At 56.7% G+C, this 15,629-nt stretch carries 14 protein-coding genes; 9 read left to right on the top strand and 5 right to left on the bottom strand.

The window, feature by feature from the left end; translation table 11 throughout:
* Positions 1 to 33: 33 nt before the first annotated feature.
* Entirely contained in the window at positions 34 to 948 is a 915-nt protein-coding gene (locus OCV64_RS02300) for an NAD(P)-dependent oxidoreductase (protein ID WP_186852690.1), read from the bottom strand.
* Positions 923 to 2,878 (bottom strand): alkaline phosphatase family protein, encoded by a 1,956-nt coding sequence (locus OCV64_RS02295; RefSeq protein ID WP_240287140.1) that lies wholly within the window; start codon positions 2,876 to 2,878, stop codon positions 923 to 925. The genes OCV64_RS02300 and OCV64_RS02295 overlap by 26 nt, the downstream gene beginning before the upstream one ends.
* A 355-nt stretch (positions 2,879 to 3,233) precedes the next feature.
* Between OCV64_RS02295 and OCV64_RS02290 the strand changes: the two genes are divergently transcribed.
* The gene (locus tag OCV64_RS02290; protein ID WP_147570642.1) at positions 3,234 to 4,256 is read left to right on the top strand and encodes a LacI family DNA-binding transcriptional regulator; all 1,023 of its coding nucleotides are present in this window, start codon (positions 3,234 to 3,236) and stop codon (positions 4,254 to 4,256) included.
* A 626-nt stretch (positions 4,257 to 4,882) separates the two neighbouring features.
* Here OCV64_RS02290 and coaBC read toward each other — a convergent pair.
* Positions 4,883 to 6,082: a bifunctional phosphopantothenoylcysteine decarboxylase/phosphopantothenate--cysteine ligase CoaBC gene (gene coaBC, locus OCV64_RS02285; protein WP_262669192.1), complete on the bottom strand. Its 1,200-nt coding sequence runs from the start codon at positions 6,080 to 6,082 to the stop codon at positions 4,883 to 4,885.
* Between the two features lie 433 nt (positions 6,083 to 6,515).
* Here coaBC and OCV64_RS02280 point away from each other — a divergent pair, with 433 nt between their 5' ends.
* From OCV64_RS02280 to mreB, 3 genes are all read left to right on the top strand, one after another.
* Positions 6,516 to 6,692 carry an Arc family DNA-binding protein gene (locus OCV64_RS02280; protein WP_186852689.1) on the top strand — a complete coding sequence of 59 codons (177 nt, stop codon included), beginning with the start codon at positions 6,516 to 6,518 and terminating at the stop codon, positions 6,690 to 6,692.
* A complete protein-coding gene (locus OCV64_RS02275; RefSeq protein WP_262669190.1) occupies positions 6,689 to 7,378 on the top strand; it encodes a ComF family protein in 690 nt (229 codons plus the stop codon). Before OCV64_RS02280 ends, OCV64_RS02275 begins: the two co-directional genes overlap by 4 nt.
* Before the next feature lie 112 nt (positions 7,379 to 7,490).
* A complete protein-coding gene (gene mreB / locus OCV64_RS02270; RefSeq protein ID WP_374740038.1) occupies positions 7,491 to 8,549 on the top strand; it encodes a rod shape-determining protein in 1,059 nt (352 codons plus the stop codon).
* A gap of 44 nt (positions 8,550 to 8,593) precedes the next feature.
* Here the strand turns inward: mreB and OCV64_RS02265 are convergent, their stop codons facing one another.
* Complete coding sequence (locus OCV64_RS02265; RefSeq protein WP_186852688.1) at positions 8,594 to 9,901, bottom strand: MATE family efflux transporter; 1,308 nt, start codon at positions 9,899 to 9,901, stop codon at positions 8,594 to 8,596.
* Between the two features lie 283 nt (positions 9,902 to 10,184).
* On the opposite strand from OCV64_RS02265, the gene OCV64_RS02260 reads away from it, so the two are divergent.
* Positions 10,185 to 11,009: a mechanosensitive ion channel family protein gene (locus OCV64_RS02260; protein WP_262669188.1), complete on the top strand. Its 825-nt coding sequence runs from the start codon at positions 10,185 to 10,187 to the stop codon at positions 11,007 to 11,009.
* Between the two features lie 40 nt (positions 11,010 to 11,049).
* Here OCV64_RS02260 and OCV64_RS02255 read toward each other — a convergent pair whose 3' ends face one another.
* Complete coding sequence (locus OCV64_RS02255) at positions 11,050 to 11,526, bottom strand: DUF4830 domain-containing protein (RefSeq protein WP_262669187.1); 477 nt, start codon at positions 11,524 to 11,526, stop codon at positions 11,050 to 11,052.
* Between the two features lie 185 nt (positions 11,527 to 11,711).
* Here OCV64_RS02255 and OCV64_RS02250 point away from each other — a divergent pair, with 185 nt between their 5' ends.
* The 4 genes from OCV64_RS02250 to ftsX all read left to right on the top strand — a co-directional run bounded on the left by OCV64_RS02250 (position 11,712) and on the right by ftsX (position 15,556).
* Positions 11,712 to 12,437 carry a pseudouridine synthase gene (locus OCV64_RS02250; RefSeq protein ID WP_262669186.1) on the top strand — a complete coding sequence of 242 codons (726 nt, stop codon included), beginning with the start codon at positions 11,712 to 11,714 and terminating at the stop codon, positions 12,435 to 12,437.
* Between the two features lie 107 nt (positions 12,438 to 12,544).
* Positions 12,545 to 13,636 carry a PucR family transcriptional regulator gene (locus OCV64_RS02245; RefSeq protein WP_147570636.1) on the top strand — a complete coding sequence of 364 codons (1,092 nt, stop codon included), beginning with the start codon at positions 12,545 to 12,547 and terminating at the stop codon, positions 13,634 to 13,636.
* 356 nt (positions 13,637 to 13,992) lie between these two features.
* Entirely contained in the window at positions 13,993 to 14,682 is a 690-nt protein-coding gene (ftsE, locus tag OCV64_RS02240; RefSeq protein WP_147570635.1) for a cell division ATP-binding protein FtsE, read from the top strand.
* On the top strand, positions 14,666 to 15,556 hold the full coding sequence (ftsX, locus tag OCV64_RS02235; protein ID WP_147570634.1) for a permease-like cell division protein FtsX: 891 nt from the start codon (positions 14,666 to 14,668) through the stop codon (positions 15,554 to 15,556). Before ftsE ends, ftsX begins: the two co-directional genes overlap by 17 nt.
* Positions 15,557 to 15,629 lie beyond the last annotated feature (73 nt).

Genomic DNA, 15,629 nt, shown 5'->3' with positions numbered 1-15,629 from the left:
CTTTCTAAACATAAAGTTTGGGTCAAAGCCTGGTCAAGAGATTTTGTCGTAGTGACGACTAAATACCTTATATAGGGCACTGGTATCCTGAGTACCCAAGCCCTGACCATGGGCGATCTCATTGTACATTTGAGCAGTGCCGGCGATCAGAGAGGGGGCGTCGGCATCCTTGGCCATCTGGAGGGCTAGCTTGGTGTCCTTAATCAGTAGGTCCACCGTAAAGGCAGGGGAGTCGTAGGCTTCATTGACGATGCACTTGCCCACTTCACGAAACAGACCGCTGACAGTGGCCGCGGTGGATGAGGCTACAGTATCGTAGAAGACCTCCTTTTTGATTCCTACATGGTCACAGATGGCCATGACCTCGGAGGAGATGGCGTTGATGCAGGAAAACATCATCTGGTTCAGCAGCTTTAAAGCGTTGCCGGCCCCGGAGTCCCCCACCAGTACAGCGTTGGCTGCAAAGCACAGCAACACAGGCTTCACCTTCTCTAACGCTTCACCAGAGCCACCAGTAGGCAGCATCCACTTGCCTGCCGCCGAGGGACGACCCAGGATGGGACAGTCCAGATAGGCTGCGCCGCACTCACCTACCCGGGCGGCCAGCCCCCGGGTAGTCTGGGGATCTACAGTGCTGGTGTCGATGACCACATGGTCAGAGGTAAGGGATGACATCATACCGCCCTCGCCGAAAAGAACATCCTCCAACTGGACTGGGCTGGGCAGGGACATGAGGATGACTGAAGCCTGTTCAGCCACCTCTTTAGGAGTGGGAACCGCCTGGGCACCCAGAGCGGAAGCGGACTGGGCGGCTGTGGGAAATTTATCGTAGACTACAACGCTGTAGCCTTTGGCCAGCATTCCTTCCAGCATACAGCGGCCCATGCGGCCACAACCGATTAGACCGACCTTTTTGATGGGTTTATTGGCACCGGTCCAGGATATCATACAAAACTCCTCCTTCGGCATCTTTGGGTACGTCGATGTTCAATAGCTTACTCAGTGTAGGCGCTACGTCAATGATCTTTGCGGGGAACTTTCGTTCGTACTGGGGCACACCTGGACCAGTCATAATCATGACCGCATGCATATCGTGGAGCGAGGGGAGAGCTAGGTGAACACCAGTGAAGTTGCGGCACAAGCCAGCGGCTTCGTAAAGTTCGGGGTTAGCGATGACCCTTTCGGTACCATCCCGATACTGAATCTTGCTGCGGTAAATGAAGGGGTGGGACATATAACCGGGCTTCCAGGCGTATAGCACGTCGCCCACGCGGTCATAGCCGGGCCCCTCATAGATGCCCAGAGTGCCAGCCTCCTTCTTCTTAATGGCCAGAGCGACCACCTGATCTCCGGTTTCCGGATCCCGCATATTCATCAGGCAACGGATGATTTCCTCCTGGACTTTTTCATAGTCCTCAGGCTCCACGATGCCGTGAGGGTCTCGCCCCTTCAGGTTAATGAAGATGTGGGCGTGACAGGGCTCCAGGGGATGGCACTTGGTGTGCTCCCAGTTGATAGTAAGGTTGCTGGGATCGTCAGTGGTCAGATCCAACACATACTCCAACAGACCGGCACGGGCCAGGTGCTCTTTTACATAAGGGTTCCAGTCCAAATGGGTCATGCCGTGGTCGGAGATCAGGATCACATATGTATTGTCCAAGTCCACAGCATCCAGGATCCTTCCGATGTTCTCGTCCACCTGTCGGTAAGTCTCCCGGATCATGTGCCAGCAGAAATCAGCCTTGTCCGGGTCATATACCCGTGCCTTGGGCTCAATGCCAGCGTAAAGGACATGCTCGATGTGGTCGATAGTGCCTACCCAGGAGAAGGCCATGTCCCACTGCTGATGCTCAAGCACATACTTTGTGGCGTTGCCCCACCAGTTGGCGTGCATCTGCAGCTGGTCCAGGTAGAGTTCTGGAGCCATCCAGCCATCCATGAAGGCCCAGGGATCGTCAACCTCCATATAGGTACCGGCCACGGCCTCTACCTCCTTGCTCAGGGAGGAGGGAACGGAATAAGGCTCGGCCATGTTGATGGCGCTCTGGTACAGTTTGAAGTTCTTCCCGTCTGGGGTGAGTTGGAGGATCTGGAAACGGAAGCGGCCGTCCCGTTCATAGTCCCGAGCCTTGAAGTTTTTGGTAATCCAGGGACCTAGTTCCCCGTGGGTGATGTCGGTGATGGCCTGAGCGGCGTCCTTGGACTCAGAGATCAGCATACGATCATAGCCCGTGTCGGTGGAGGCGTACATCAACACATGCATGGGGTAACCTTCCACATAGGTGGGGGGGACCACAATGTCGAATTCTAGTGGCGGGCGCTTGCTTTCGGGCAGATTAGTCCAACCTTCAGCGGGTCGGGCTTCTAGCTGGACCGCCCGGCCGGGGATCTGGTTGCAGCGCAGCTTCTGGTTGGAGAAGCAGGCGCTGGAAGCCACGTCCCACAGGGGCATGAAAAAGTAGCGGAATGGTGGATTCAAAGAGCCGGCCAGCTGGCAGCCGTCTTCCTCCGAGATAGCGCCCATGGGGAAAGTGACCGGCCAGTTTATGAGGGCCACCTTTTTACCCAAACGCTTGCCCACGTCCCACATGGTTTCGCACAGTACCTCGTTGCGGTCGAAGGAAGTGTGCCAGTGATCTAGGTCCTCGCCCAGGTGTTTCACCATCAAGCTGGGCACTCCGTTGGTGCCGGATCCGGCACCGCTGACGATGGCAGTCCAGGCTGCGGCAGTCAGAGGCGGGAATACTGTTTCCAATCGGGAAAATATCCCCTGCTTCATTAGCTTGGCGGTGTTGGGCATAGCGCCCTCTGCGACAAACTTTTTGACCAAGTCCGGCATAGCAGCGTCCAGACCAAGGAACAAAATTTTCTTTTCCATAATGCCCTCCTTTTCTGATCTGAGGCCTAATTTATATGGCCTCGTAGGTAGTTTATGGGGCAGCCTAAGCTGCCTGTTGATGTGATGTTACGAAAGTTGCGTAGTGCAACACCTCCAAAAAACTGGCGCAATATTCGTCAAAATGCTTGGTTGATAAAGTTTTAACAATATATTTTCTGTAATATTAACGGATGAGTGGATAATATCACTGTTTTTTTCGTTTTGTCAATGAGAAAAAACGCAAACGTTTGCCTAACGATGCGTTGGCGTTGGTTGCCATCCTGGAAAGTTTGTAGTAAAATAAAACGCATAGTGCGGCGACAGTGTTGAAGCCGATTAGTAAAGGAGCATTTGGATGAGCATTAGAGAAATTGCGCGGCGGGCGGGAGTATCGCCCTCTACGGTCTCTCGCATTGTCAACAGCAAAAATGTTTCGGCGGCCAGCCCGCAGACACAGGAGCGGATCTGGGCAGCTGTACGGGAATTGGGTTATGTCCCCAATCAACATGCCAGACAGCTAAAGCGTCCAGAGCTGGATCAGAAGCCCCAGAATCAAAATCTGGACTGTGTCTATGCTCGTACTATTGGCCCCTATTTGGATCCCTTTTTTACGGTGCTAATGCGGGCAGCGGAGATTACCGCCTTTGATGCGGGGTATAATCTTCGCTATCATTACTCTGTGGCCGATATTCAGGATGGAAAAGCCCCGTTTACCGACACTAACTCTGACTCGGCCGTAGTCCTAGGCCGCATCGAGCCTCGTTCTCTCAGCCTGTTAAAAAAGTGGTATAAAAATATCGTCAATATTGGGCAGAACTCTGCGCCTGATGGGATCTTCGATCAGGTGATCTGCAGTGGTTACCAGGCAGTCCGCACCTGTGTGGAGTACCTGCGTTCGCTAGGCCATAAAAAGATCTGTTATATGGGGGAAACGGACAACGAGCAGCGATTTCAAAGCTATCTGGACGCCATGGCCGATCTGGAACTAGGTGACCTGACCCCCTATGTGGCACGCTGCTTGTTTAACCCAACCGATGGGTACGAGGCTACCAACCGGCTGCTGGACAGCGGGGTGGAGTTTACAGCCATTTTGTGTGCCAACGATATGAATGCTGTGGGCGCTATGAAAAGTCTGCGGGAGCATCGGCTGAAGGTTCCCCAGGATGTCTCTATTATCGGTATCAACGACATGGAAACTGTCTGCTATCTGGATCCTATGCTTACGACCATCCATGTCCCTCTGGAGGAGATGGGACATCTTGGAGTAAAACTGTTGATTGACCGCATTGAGGGCGGACATACATCATCAATAAAAGTGGACGTTCCGTTTACGCTGATTCAACGGGAGTCTTGCGGTCCGGCCAAAAAACGCTATTAATGGAAGAGGACCGGCCGTGGCGCTCTATTGCCCGGCTGCTCTGTATGAAGCAAAGAGGCAGCAATCAACTCCATATGTCTCCTTATTGTCCAGATCGCCTCTCTGCTATAGACTTTCACTACTGAATTTGTACCCGAAATCTCTCCCTGTTCCTGCGCATTATGATCGCCGGCAGGTGTAGGCGGCCGGTAGAACAAACCATCAAATGATAGGGAGAAAAATCATTTCGTTTTAAGAGCAATGGAAAAAGCGTGCCGTTTTTGCGGCACGCTTTTCCTCACTTTCGCCTTTTGATCTCGGTTATTTCACTATAAGATTATCTCGAACGAAGCGGCATACTGAATATACAAAGATTACATCCACACCTGTTGTGGACAGATGATTGGGAAGATCATAGGTTGCGAGAAGAAAATCAAACAGAGTATGAACACTCGGCAGAAGGCTTAAATTCAATACAACGATCTCTCGTATGTATAAGCGCAACTCAGAACGAAACATAGCACACACAGAATCCAAATGAAAAAGCCCCTGGCAGATACCGCATTTGCGGTATCTGCCAGGGGCTCAGACTCCTCGATAAATGTTCCCTTATATCAAGGGGTACCTGTCCGGTCCCAGGGTATATTTCACGCCTGTCCCGCCAAAGCGATGGCCCGGTCAAGGATGCGGCCCGCCGCCGCCTCTTTAGACAGGAGGGGAAGCTCCTCTACCCGGTCCCGTGTGATCAGGGTGATGACGTTGGTATCCACCCCGAAGCCGGCTCCATCCACCTTCAAATTATTGGCGCAGATCATATCCACGTTTTTCTTTTCCAGCTTGACCCGACTGTTTTCCAGCATATCGCGGGTCTCCATGGAGAAGCCGCAAATGATTTGGTCCGGGCGGCGGTGCTCTCCCAGGTGCTTTAAAATATCCTGGGTGCGTTTCAGCGGAATGGACAGATCGCCCTCTCTCTTTTTCACCTTGTCGTCGCTGTAATCCGCGGGGGTGTAGTCGGCCACGGCGGCGGCCTTAAAGATGAAGTCCGCCTGCTCCTGGCGGCTGGTCACAGCCTGGAACATATCTTGGGCGGATACTACCTCCACAACCTCCACAAAGGGGGGGGGAGAGATGGAGGTCGGACCGGACACAAGGGTGACCTGCGCCCCCCGGAGCATAGCCGTTTTGGCAATGGCGTAGCCCATCTTGCCGCTGGAGTGGTTGGTCAGATAGCGGACAGGGTCCAGAGCCTCCTGGGTGGGGCCGGCGGTGACCAGCACTTTTTTTCCCGTCAGGTCATGGGGCAGAGCGATGGCTCGCAGGATATGCTGGACCAGCAGATCAGGTTCAGGCAGCTTACCAAACCCCACCGCCCCGCAGGCCAGCCGGCCGGAGGCGGGGGAAATGACTTCCCAGCCATAGCGCCGCAGAAGGTCAAGATTGTCCTGAGTCACTGGGTTTTCCAACATATGGGTGTTCATGGCCGGAGCGATCAGCTTGGGGCAGGTGCAGGCCAGCACCGTGGTAGTCAGCATATCGTCGGCCAGCCCGTGGGCCAGCTTGGCGCACACATTGGCGGTGGCGGGGGCGATGAGGACCAGGTCCGTCCGGTCGGCCAGGGCAATATGCTCCACCTGGTGGGCGAAATTGCGGTCAAAGGTATCCACCATACAGCGGTTGCCTGTCAGCTGTTCAAAGGTCAGGGGCGCGATAAATTGGGTGGCGTGCTGGGTCATCACCACCTCCACATTGGCGTGGAGCTTGACCAGGGCGGAGGCCAAATAGGCGGCCTTGTAGGCGGCAATGCCGCCGGTGACCCCAAGCAGGACGGTTTTTCCCTTCAGCATGGTGAACTCTCCTTTTGCGTTCAAATCAGTGCCTATTATACAAACTTCCCGCCGTGGTGTAAAGAGAAAAGGCCGGAAGAAAGCGGAAAGGGACCGGGGGAGAGGATTCCTGCGCTCCGGCGGACAAAGTCCGTCAGTGCCTTACCCCCGGACCCTGTTATACGGGGGACGCACAGATGGGGGGCGGCAGTCCCCAGAGACCTTTGGCACCTTTCCGTCTCTGGAAAGGCACCCGCCGGAAGTATAACAGGCTGTCAAAATTTTTCCAAGGCCCATCGGAGATACGGCAGGCGATCACATGGCGCCGCCTCTACAGCCTTATCAAATATCATATAGTTAAATAATTTTAAGCACTAATAATGCACTAAAAATAAATTTACAATAAGTTCAAAAGATATGCTTTGATTATTAAATCAGAAAGCAGGCAAAGCATATGGCTGATAAAACCCATTTAAGCATCCGAATGGATGAAAAGCTACATGACAAGTTCAGATATGTAGCTGGAGCAGAGGGCCGTTCTATGAGTGGTCAGATTTTGTATCTGATCCAAAAATGTGTTCGTGACTTTGAAAAAGAGCATGGCCCTATCCCTGAGGACGAGCTGAAGTGAGGGTGGGCGAGGCACTGCTGGACCTGCTCTTTCCGCCCAAATGCCCCTTTTGCCAGCGGCTGCTGCATGACCCACGGGCTCCCCTGTGTCCCAACTGCCAGGCCAGCCTGCCGTGGCTGACCGGAAGGGCGGGGGAGCGGCGGGTGGACTTCACCCAGGGCTGCTGGTCTCCGCTGGCCTACCAGGCCCAAGTGAGGGAGGCGGTCCAACGATATAAGTTTGCCCCAGCTCCGGCCTATGGCCGGCCCTTTGGCCTGCTGATGGCCCAGTGTGCCAGGGACCAGGGAGTGGAGGCGGAGCTGGTGACCTGGGCGCCCCTGTCCAAAAAGCGGCGGCGCAAGCGGGGCTTTGACCAGGGGGAACTGCTGGCCCGGACCGTGGGGGAATGCTTGGCGCTCCCTGTGCTCCCTCTGCTGGAAAAGAGCCGGCATACAGTCCCTCAGTCCAGTCTGCCCGATGGAGCGGCCCGTAGGGCTAACGCCCTGGGGGCCTATTCTCTGCTGCCGGGCGGGAGAATAGAGGGGAGGCGGGTGCTGCTGGTGGACGACGTGGTTACCTCCGGCGCCACCCTGAGCGAGTGTGCCCGTCTGCTGTGCCAAGGGGGTGCCAAGCAGGTCCTGTGCCTGACTTTAGCCCAGGCGGGAGAGGGTGGGGATAAATTAGAAAATAATAGAAATAATGGTTGAAAAGCCGGCGATCAGCCGTTATAATGATAGACGGCGGCAAATAGGTTTTGCCGATTTGGCTATACTATAATTGACAAAATAACTTGGCCCTGGCTGGCGGTCCGGGCCAGTGATGAATCAAGATAAGGTGGACGAAACTATGGGGCTATTTAGCAAAGATATCGGTATCGATCTGGGTACCGCTTCTGTTTTGGTATACATTAAGGGCAAGGGGGTCGTCCTGCGGGAGCCCTCTGTGGTGGCCATGGATAAGAACACCGGCAAACTGCTGAAGGTGGGTACCGAAGCCCAGGCCATGCTGGGCCGCACCCCCGGCAATATCGTGGCCATGCGCCCCTTGCGGGAGGGCGTCATCTCAGACTATGACATGACCGAGCGGATGCTCAAGGAGTTTATTAAGAAGGTGACCACCTTCTCCCTGTTTAAGCCCCGCCTGCTCATCTGCGTTCCCTCCGGCATCACCGAGGTGGAAGAGCGCGCCGTTGTGGACGCGGGCATCCAGGCTGGTGCCCGCAGAGCCTACCTCATTGAGGAGCCTGTGGCCGCCGCCATCGGTGCGGGTATCGACATCACCAAGCCTGATGGCCACATGGTGGTGGACATCGGCGGCGGCACCGCCGACATTGCCGTCATCTCCCTGGGCGGCGTGGTGGAGTCCGCCTCCATCAAAATCGCCGGTGACAAATTCGATGAGGCGGTTGTCAAGTATATCCGCAAGAAGCACAATGTCCTTATCGGTGACCGCACCGCCGAGGAACTGAAAATGACCATCGGCTGTGTCTTTCCCCGCCCGGAGGAGGTCACCATGGAGATCAAGGGGCGCTGCCTGATGACTGGTCTGCCCCGTGTATTCTCCGTGTCCTCCAGCGAGATGATCGACGCCTTTGAGGAGGTGTCCAGCCGCATCCTGGAGGCCATCCACGGTGTGCTGGAGCGCACGCCCCCGGAGCTGGTGGCCGATATCTCCACCAACGGCATCGTCATGACCGGCGGCGGCTCCCTGCTGTGGGGCTTTGACAAGCTGGTGGAGTCCCATACCGGCATCGAGACCCATGTGGCCGACGATGCCATCTCCTGTGTGGCCCACGGCACTGGCAAGAGCCTGGACAGCCTGGACCAGATGCAGGATGGCACCATGAACCTGTCCCGCCGCAAGCAGATGAACTATTGATGAGAATGAGTGTCCCCGGCCAGACTGGGCTGGCCGGGGATTTTCTAGCTCTTTTTTAGGCGGAGGAAGAGGACCGCGCACACCAGAGCGGCGGCCAACTCGGCGGCGGGCAGCGCCAGCCAGAGTCCCCATACACCCCAGAGGGCGGACAGGAGCAGGGCGGCCGGCACCACCAGGAACAGGCCCCGGAGCAGAGAGAGAAGCTGGGCGGGCAGGGCCTGCTGGGTGGCGGCGAAGTAGGTGGCGGCCATGATGTTGACGCCGGCCAGAGGGGCGGACAGGAAATAGAGCCGCAGTCCCTCCACCGCGGTGGCGGCCAGCACGGGGTCCCCCTCGCTGTTAAAGAGGGCGGCCACCTCCGGGGCGAACAGGGCCAGCAGGATATAGATGACCCCGGCCATCGCCAGGCAGGCGGTCAGGCCGTATCCCAGGACACGCCGGGCCAGGTCCGGCCTGCCCTGGCCGTGGGACCGGCTGATGAGGGGCTGGGCCCCCTGCGCCACCCCAGTAAAGACGGCAATGACCACCAGGGCCAGGTTGGCCACGATGCCGTAGGCCGCCACCCCCACGTTGCCCAGCAGGGACAGCATAAGGGTATTGAACACCAGCATGACGATGCCGGAGGACAGCTCGTTGACCAGGGAGGGGAAGCCCAGAGAGCAGGTGGCTCGGGCGGTTTTCCAATGGAGCCGGGTCCGAACCAGGTGGAAGCCGTTTCGACGGCGGAGCCGGTGGAGCAGCAGGATGGCCATACTGATGACAGGGGCGATCCCCGTGGCCAGCACAGCGCCGAAGATTCCCATATCCAGGGGGAAGATGAACAGATAGTCCAACAGGACATTGGACAGGCTGCCCACCAGCATGGCTAGGGAGGCCAGCTGAGGCGCCCCGTCGTTCCGGACGAAGGCGAGGAGGGTGTGGTTCAGGATAAAGGCAGGGGAGAACAGGAGAATGACCTTTAGGTAGGTATGGGTCATGGCAAAGACCTGCTGATCCGCGCCCAGGAGAAGGGTCAGGGGACGGGAGAGGAACAGTCCGGAGGCCACATAGACCAGAGCGGCCGCCAGGGCCAGAAATAAGGTGTTGGTGAAGATGGCGCCCGCCTGCTCTCCACCGTCCCGCCCCCGGTGGACGGCGTATTGGATGGCGCCGCCCATTCCCAGCATCATGCCGGTGCCCATCACCAGACTGACGATGGGCAGGGCCAGATTCAGGGCGGCCAGGCCCTGGGTGCCCAGCCCCCTGGAGACGAAGAAGGTGTCGGCCAGGATATAGCAGGACAGCCCGACCATCCCGGCTACGTTCAGGGCGGCGTAGCGGAGAAAATCAGAAAAAAGTTCGGTGGTTTTCATCAGGTACCTCCTAAGACCGGCCCGGCGGGGGGCACGAAAAAAGCGCCAGCCTCTTCTATCTTCAACGGCCTAACGATAGAAGGTCTGACGCTTACACTCTTCCCCGGCGGCAAGAGCAAAGTTAGATATCAGTGTGCTATGATACCAGATGGGAGGCCCTGTGTCAAGAGCCGGGGCCCGCTGCCCTTACAGCTCGCTTTTTGGGGAAAATTGTGTTATACTGAAACTCCCAGAACGGGAGAGACACCCCTCGGGGATTCTGTGACGAAGAGAGGCGCTGAGTATGGAGAATGTGCAAGAAGTCCTGTCAAATGTCGCCGGCACCTTGAACCTAAAGACCTTGTCCTGGGATGCGGCGCTCCGGGTGGCAGTGCTGGTCCTGGTGGGTATGGCGGTCATCCGTGTCCTGATGAAGCTGGTGGACCGCCTGCTGGAGCGGTCCAAGTCCCTGGCCTCCCTCCACGTGTATATCCGCTCCATGGTCCGTGTTGGGCTGTGGTTCTTGCTGGTGCTGATGGCAGCGGGGTCCCTTGGCATCGACGTGACCTCCATCATCGCCCTGCTGAGTGTGGCCGGACTGGCTGTCTCCCTGGCCCTGCAAAACACTCTGTCCAACCTGGCGGGAGGGATCATGCTGCTGGTGACCAAGCCATTTCAGGTGGGGGACTATGTGGAGGCGGACGGAGTCGGCGGGACCATCGCGGCTGTGGATCTGTCCTATACCACCTTTGTCACCGTGGACAATAAGGAGATCTTTGTGCCAAACAGTCAGCTGTCCGCCGCCAAGATCGTCAATTACTCCGCCCTGGGCCGGCGGCGGGTAGAACTGACCGTCAACGCCTCCTACGACGCGCCTACACAGACGGTCAAAGAGGCTATCCAAGAGGTGCTGGACGCCATTCCCCAGATACAGCCTGATCCCGCCCCGGCCATCTGGCTATCTGCCTACCAGTCCAGCAGTATCCAGTATGTGGTCCGGGTATGGACCGCTGCCGGGGATTACTGGGACGTGTACTACGCCATTCAGGAGGGCCTGCGGGAGTCCTTTACCCGCCACGGGATCGAGATGACCTATGACCATCTGAACGTCCATATCCTGGAGCGATGAACGCCGCTTAGGCCAGCCGCACCCCCAGTCCGCGGGGCCTTCAAGGCATAGCCAGCCCGTGGAGAAAGCCGTCCAGCTGGGGCGAGAGGACCTCGCCAGCGATGACGGTGTTTTTATAGATCAGCAGGTTTACCTGTACGCCGGCTTCTCCCGTCGGGTAGTTGGTGATCTCATAGGTATAACGCTTGGCCCGCTTTCCAGCGTACTTTTCCAGGTCAAAGCCCTGGCCGGACTGGAGGGCGAGGTACTCATTATAGCTCTCGTCCATCTCCTTGGGAATGAGCATCTCCTGGGTAGCGATAGGTTCTGGGGATACCTGCCAGCCAAAGTCGGCCAGATAGGCCACCCGGTCCTCGTTCGTCTTGACCCCTTTGGGGTCTGGGACAGAGGGCGAGGCCACCTCCCGGACGGCGGAGGTGCCCAGATTCAGCACCAGGGCGCAGCAGCAGGCCATAGCTGCCAGGGCCACCCCAAAGGCCAGCTTCCGCTTGGGGACCTTCGCGGTCACGATCAACACAGCGCATTTCTCCTTTCGTCGGCTCGTTCTCCCTTCACCATATGCGCCAAGGGACGAGGTTATACCCGAAAGGAGACAATAAGGGGCCCCAGCTTAGGATAGGGGCCTCCAGAGATTCACAGGACGGCTCTAACCGGCTCTGAGAGGCGGCGAGGCCCGGTACAGCCATAGGGGAGGGGAAGGATATGCCGCTGGAACGGCTGGATAAGATACTGGCCTCCACAGGCCGCTGGTCCCGGCGGGAGGTGAAGGACCTGGTCCGCCAGGGCCGGGTACAGGCGGGGGGGATGCCGGCCGCCCGGCCGGAGGACAAGTTCGACCCCGCCCAGGACGAGATATCAGTGGATGGGCAGGTGGTGGACTGCGCCCCCTTCGTCTATGTGCTGATGAACAAGCCGGCTGGTCTGCTGTCCGCCACAGAGGACCGGCGGCAGAGGACGGTGCTGGACCTGCTCCCGGAGCATCTGCGCCGCCGGGGGCTCTTTCCCGTGGGCAGACTGGATAAGGACACAGTGGGCCTGCTGCTGCTCACGGACGACGGCCCGCTGGCCCATGAGTTGCTCTCCCCCAAAAAGCATGTGGACAAGGTATACTACGCCCGGGTGGAAGGGCAGCTGAATGAGGAGGACCGCAAGGCCCTGGCCTCTGGTATGGTTTTGGGGGATGGATCACAGTGCCTGCCCGCCCTGCTGGAGCCCCTGGGGCGGGGGAACGAATGTCGGCTTACCTTGCGGGAGGGGAAGTACCACCAGGTGAAGCGGATGCTGGCCGCGCGAGGTAAACCAGTGGCCTTTCTGCGACGCCTGTCTATGGGCCCACTCTCCCTGGGAGAAGAGCTGAAAGAGGGAGAATGGCGCCTTCTGACGGAGGCGGAAGTGGAGGCATTGCAAAGGATTCGGAGCGGCAGTTGAGCCTTTTGGTCGTTTTTCACAAAAAAATAGAGAAAACCTCTTGCCAAACAGGGGGGGCAGCCGTTATAATAGAAGCAGTGTTCAAAGAGATTTTAGGAGGGATCGATGTGTCAAGCAGGATGTTCCAGAGCGTCGTGCTCCAGATGAAGGACAGTGTCAATCGCACAGTGGGTGTCATCGACGCTGATGGGATGGTGGTCGCTTGCAGCGAATTGACCTGCATCGGAGAGCATTGGTCTGGCGCTGTGGTCGCCGTGAATGGGGCTGACAGCAGCATCGCCTATTTTGAGGGGAAGACCTTTAAGCCTCTCGCGGGCTGGGGAGCCCAGTTCGATTACGCTGCCTTTGTCAAGGGAGAGGACGAACTGGCCGCCTCCCTGTGCGCAATGGCGGTGGTGGCCTTTAACGGCGCGAAGACTTACTACGAGGAGAAGCATGACAAGGCTACCTTTGTCAAAAATATCATCTCAGACAACATTCTGCTGGGGGACATCTATACCCAGGCCAAGGAGCTCCACTTTGTATCTGAGGCGCCCAGGGCCGCTTTCCTGGTTCGCCAGTTGGGGCCTGCCGATGTTACCACCATCGACGTGATCCAGGGCCTGTTCCCCGATAAGCAGACCGACTTTGTCATCTCTATCAACGAGACGGATGTGGCCCTGATTAAGCAGCTGCCTGAGGGGGCCGACGCCAGAGAGCTGCAGAAAATCGCCAAACAGATCGCCACTGCCGTTACCCAGGAACTGGGTATCAAAGTGGTCATCGGCATCGGAACCGTGGTCAATCACATCCGAGATCTGGCCCGCGCCTATAAGGAGGCCGGGGTGGCTATTGACGTGGGTAAGGTCTTTGAGAATGAGAAGACCATTATTAACTATGAAAACCTGGGCATCGGCCGTCTAATCTATCAGCTGCCCACCATCCTGTGCCAGATGTTCCTCCAGGAGGTCTTTAAGAAGAACCCCATTGACGCCCTGGATCAGGAGACTCTGTTGACTATCAACAAGTTCTTCGAGAACAACCTGAACGTGTCTGAAACGGCCCGGAAGCTCTTTGTCCACCGAAATACCCTGGTGTATCGGCTGGAAAAGATTAAGAAGCTTACCGGACTGGACCTGCGGGAATTCGACGACGCTATCACCTTCAAGGTGGCCCTGATGGTCAAAAAATATCTTATTTCCCGGGGCATTGAGTCCTAAGAGAGCTGAGATAAAAAGCCGGGACCGACTTTTGTCGGTCCCGGCTTTTTATCCAATTCTTGCCCCACATGGGGCGGACGAAGAGTTGGGAAAAGACCCTCAAAAAATGCGGGGATAACCAGTCGGACGGGAGAGAAAGAAAGAAGAACTTTACTGATTTTGTCATTTACATAACACAGGATTTGTGGTACACTTTACTTTGATTACAACAGTCAGGGATGGAGATGGCGTTGCTTTTTTCTGTCGACTCTTGACAGGAAAAGGTTACAAGTGTAAACTATGAAGCGCGTCCCAACAAAATAGGCTGTCAAAGGTCTGGTAAAATATCCTCTGGAAAGAGGAGGAGCGGAGATAACATGATACGTCTGATCGATGTACATAAAGAATATGACAATGGAACTAAGGCGCTGAAGGGCGTGAATCTGCGGATTGACGACGGGGAGTTTGTCTTTCTAGTAGGGCCCTCTGGGTCGGGTAAGTCCACGGTAATCAAGCTGATCACGGCGGAGATTGCGGCCACTGAGGGGCGGCTAATGGTCAATGGCTACAATTTGAATAACATCAGTCCACGCCAAGTGCCCTATATGCGCCGGACGCTGGGCATCATCTTTCAGGACTTCCGCCTGATTGAAAAAAAGACAGTCCACGAGAACCTAGCCTTTGCCATGCGGGCCATCGGTGCCTCCAATCGGGAGCTACGGCGGCGTATCCCCTATGTGCTCCAGCTGGTGGGGCTGGAGCAGAAGGCTGACCGCTATCCTGGACAGCTCTCCGGCGGCGAGCAGCAGCGGGTGGCCATCGCCCGGGCGCTGGTCAATAACCCCAGCATGATTATTGCCGACGAGCCCACGGGTAACCTGGACCCCCAGCGATCCCTGGAGATCATGGTGCTGCTGGAGCGCATCAATGAGCTGGGTACTACCGTTTTGGTGGTTACCCATGAGAAAGCGTTGGTCAACCGCTTTGCCAAGCGGGTCGTGGCCATCGAGAACGGACGTATCATCAGCGACGAAACGGGTGGGTACTACAATGGCGAGAAAGTTTGACGCGGGATATTATTTTAGCGAGGGGTTCCACTCCATTTTCACCCACGGCTTCATGTCCTTTGCCGCTGTGTGTATGATCGTGGCCTGTCTGCTGATTATGGGCTCCTTCTCTCTGCTGGCGGTGAACCTGGACCATATGCTGGGTGACCTGGAGGCGGAGAATGAGATGCTGGCCTATATTGACGAGAACTATACGGAGGAGCAGGCTCGGTCCATCCAGCCGGAGATCGAGACACTGCCCAATGTGACAAAAGTCACCTTCGTCAGTCGGGAAGAGGCTCTGGAGGATTACAAAGAGGGACGGGAGAACAACCCCCTGCTGGACGACCTGCCTGACGAGGTGCTGCGGGACCGCTTCCGCATCCATGTGGAGAACCTGGAGCAGATGGAACAGACTGAAGCCGCGGTAGAGCAGGTCACGGGCGTGGCCAACGTTCGAGCGGCAATCGATATTGCCAACGGCTTTGTGCTGGCCCGGAATATCGCCACCGGTGTAGCTGTTGTGCTGATCGGGATTCTGCTGGTGGTGTCCCTGTTTATCATCGCCAATACCATCAAGTTAGCCACCTTCTACCGCCGGGAGGAGATCGCCATCATGAAGATGTGTGGCGCCACCGATGCCTTCATCCAGTGGCCCTTCGTAGTGGAGGGCCTGATCTTAGGCCTGACAGGGGCTCTGCTGGCCTTCTTTGCCCAGTGGGGCATTTACCAGCTGGTGGCAAAATTGATTATCCAGGGCAACGGGTTGTCTCTGGTGACAATGGTCAGCTATACCTCTATGATTCGATACATTCTGGCCATTTTCTGCGGCACCGGAGCCCTGATCGGCGTATGCGGTTCTCTGCTGGCCATCCGGAAATTTTTGCAGGTCTGAGATAGGAGAGAAACTTATGAAGCATCAGAAAAAGCAACGTATCATGATGGGGGTACTGGCCGGTTTTTTGGCC

This window comes from Muriventricola aceti, from assembly GCF_025567565.1.
GTDB lineage: Bacteria > Bacillota > Clostridia > Oscillospirales > Oscillospiraceae > Lawsonibacter > Lawsonibacter aceti.
The sequence above is the reverse complement of the archived record's forward strand: the minus strand, read 5'-3'. Positions and strand labels throughout refer to the sequence as shown.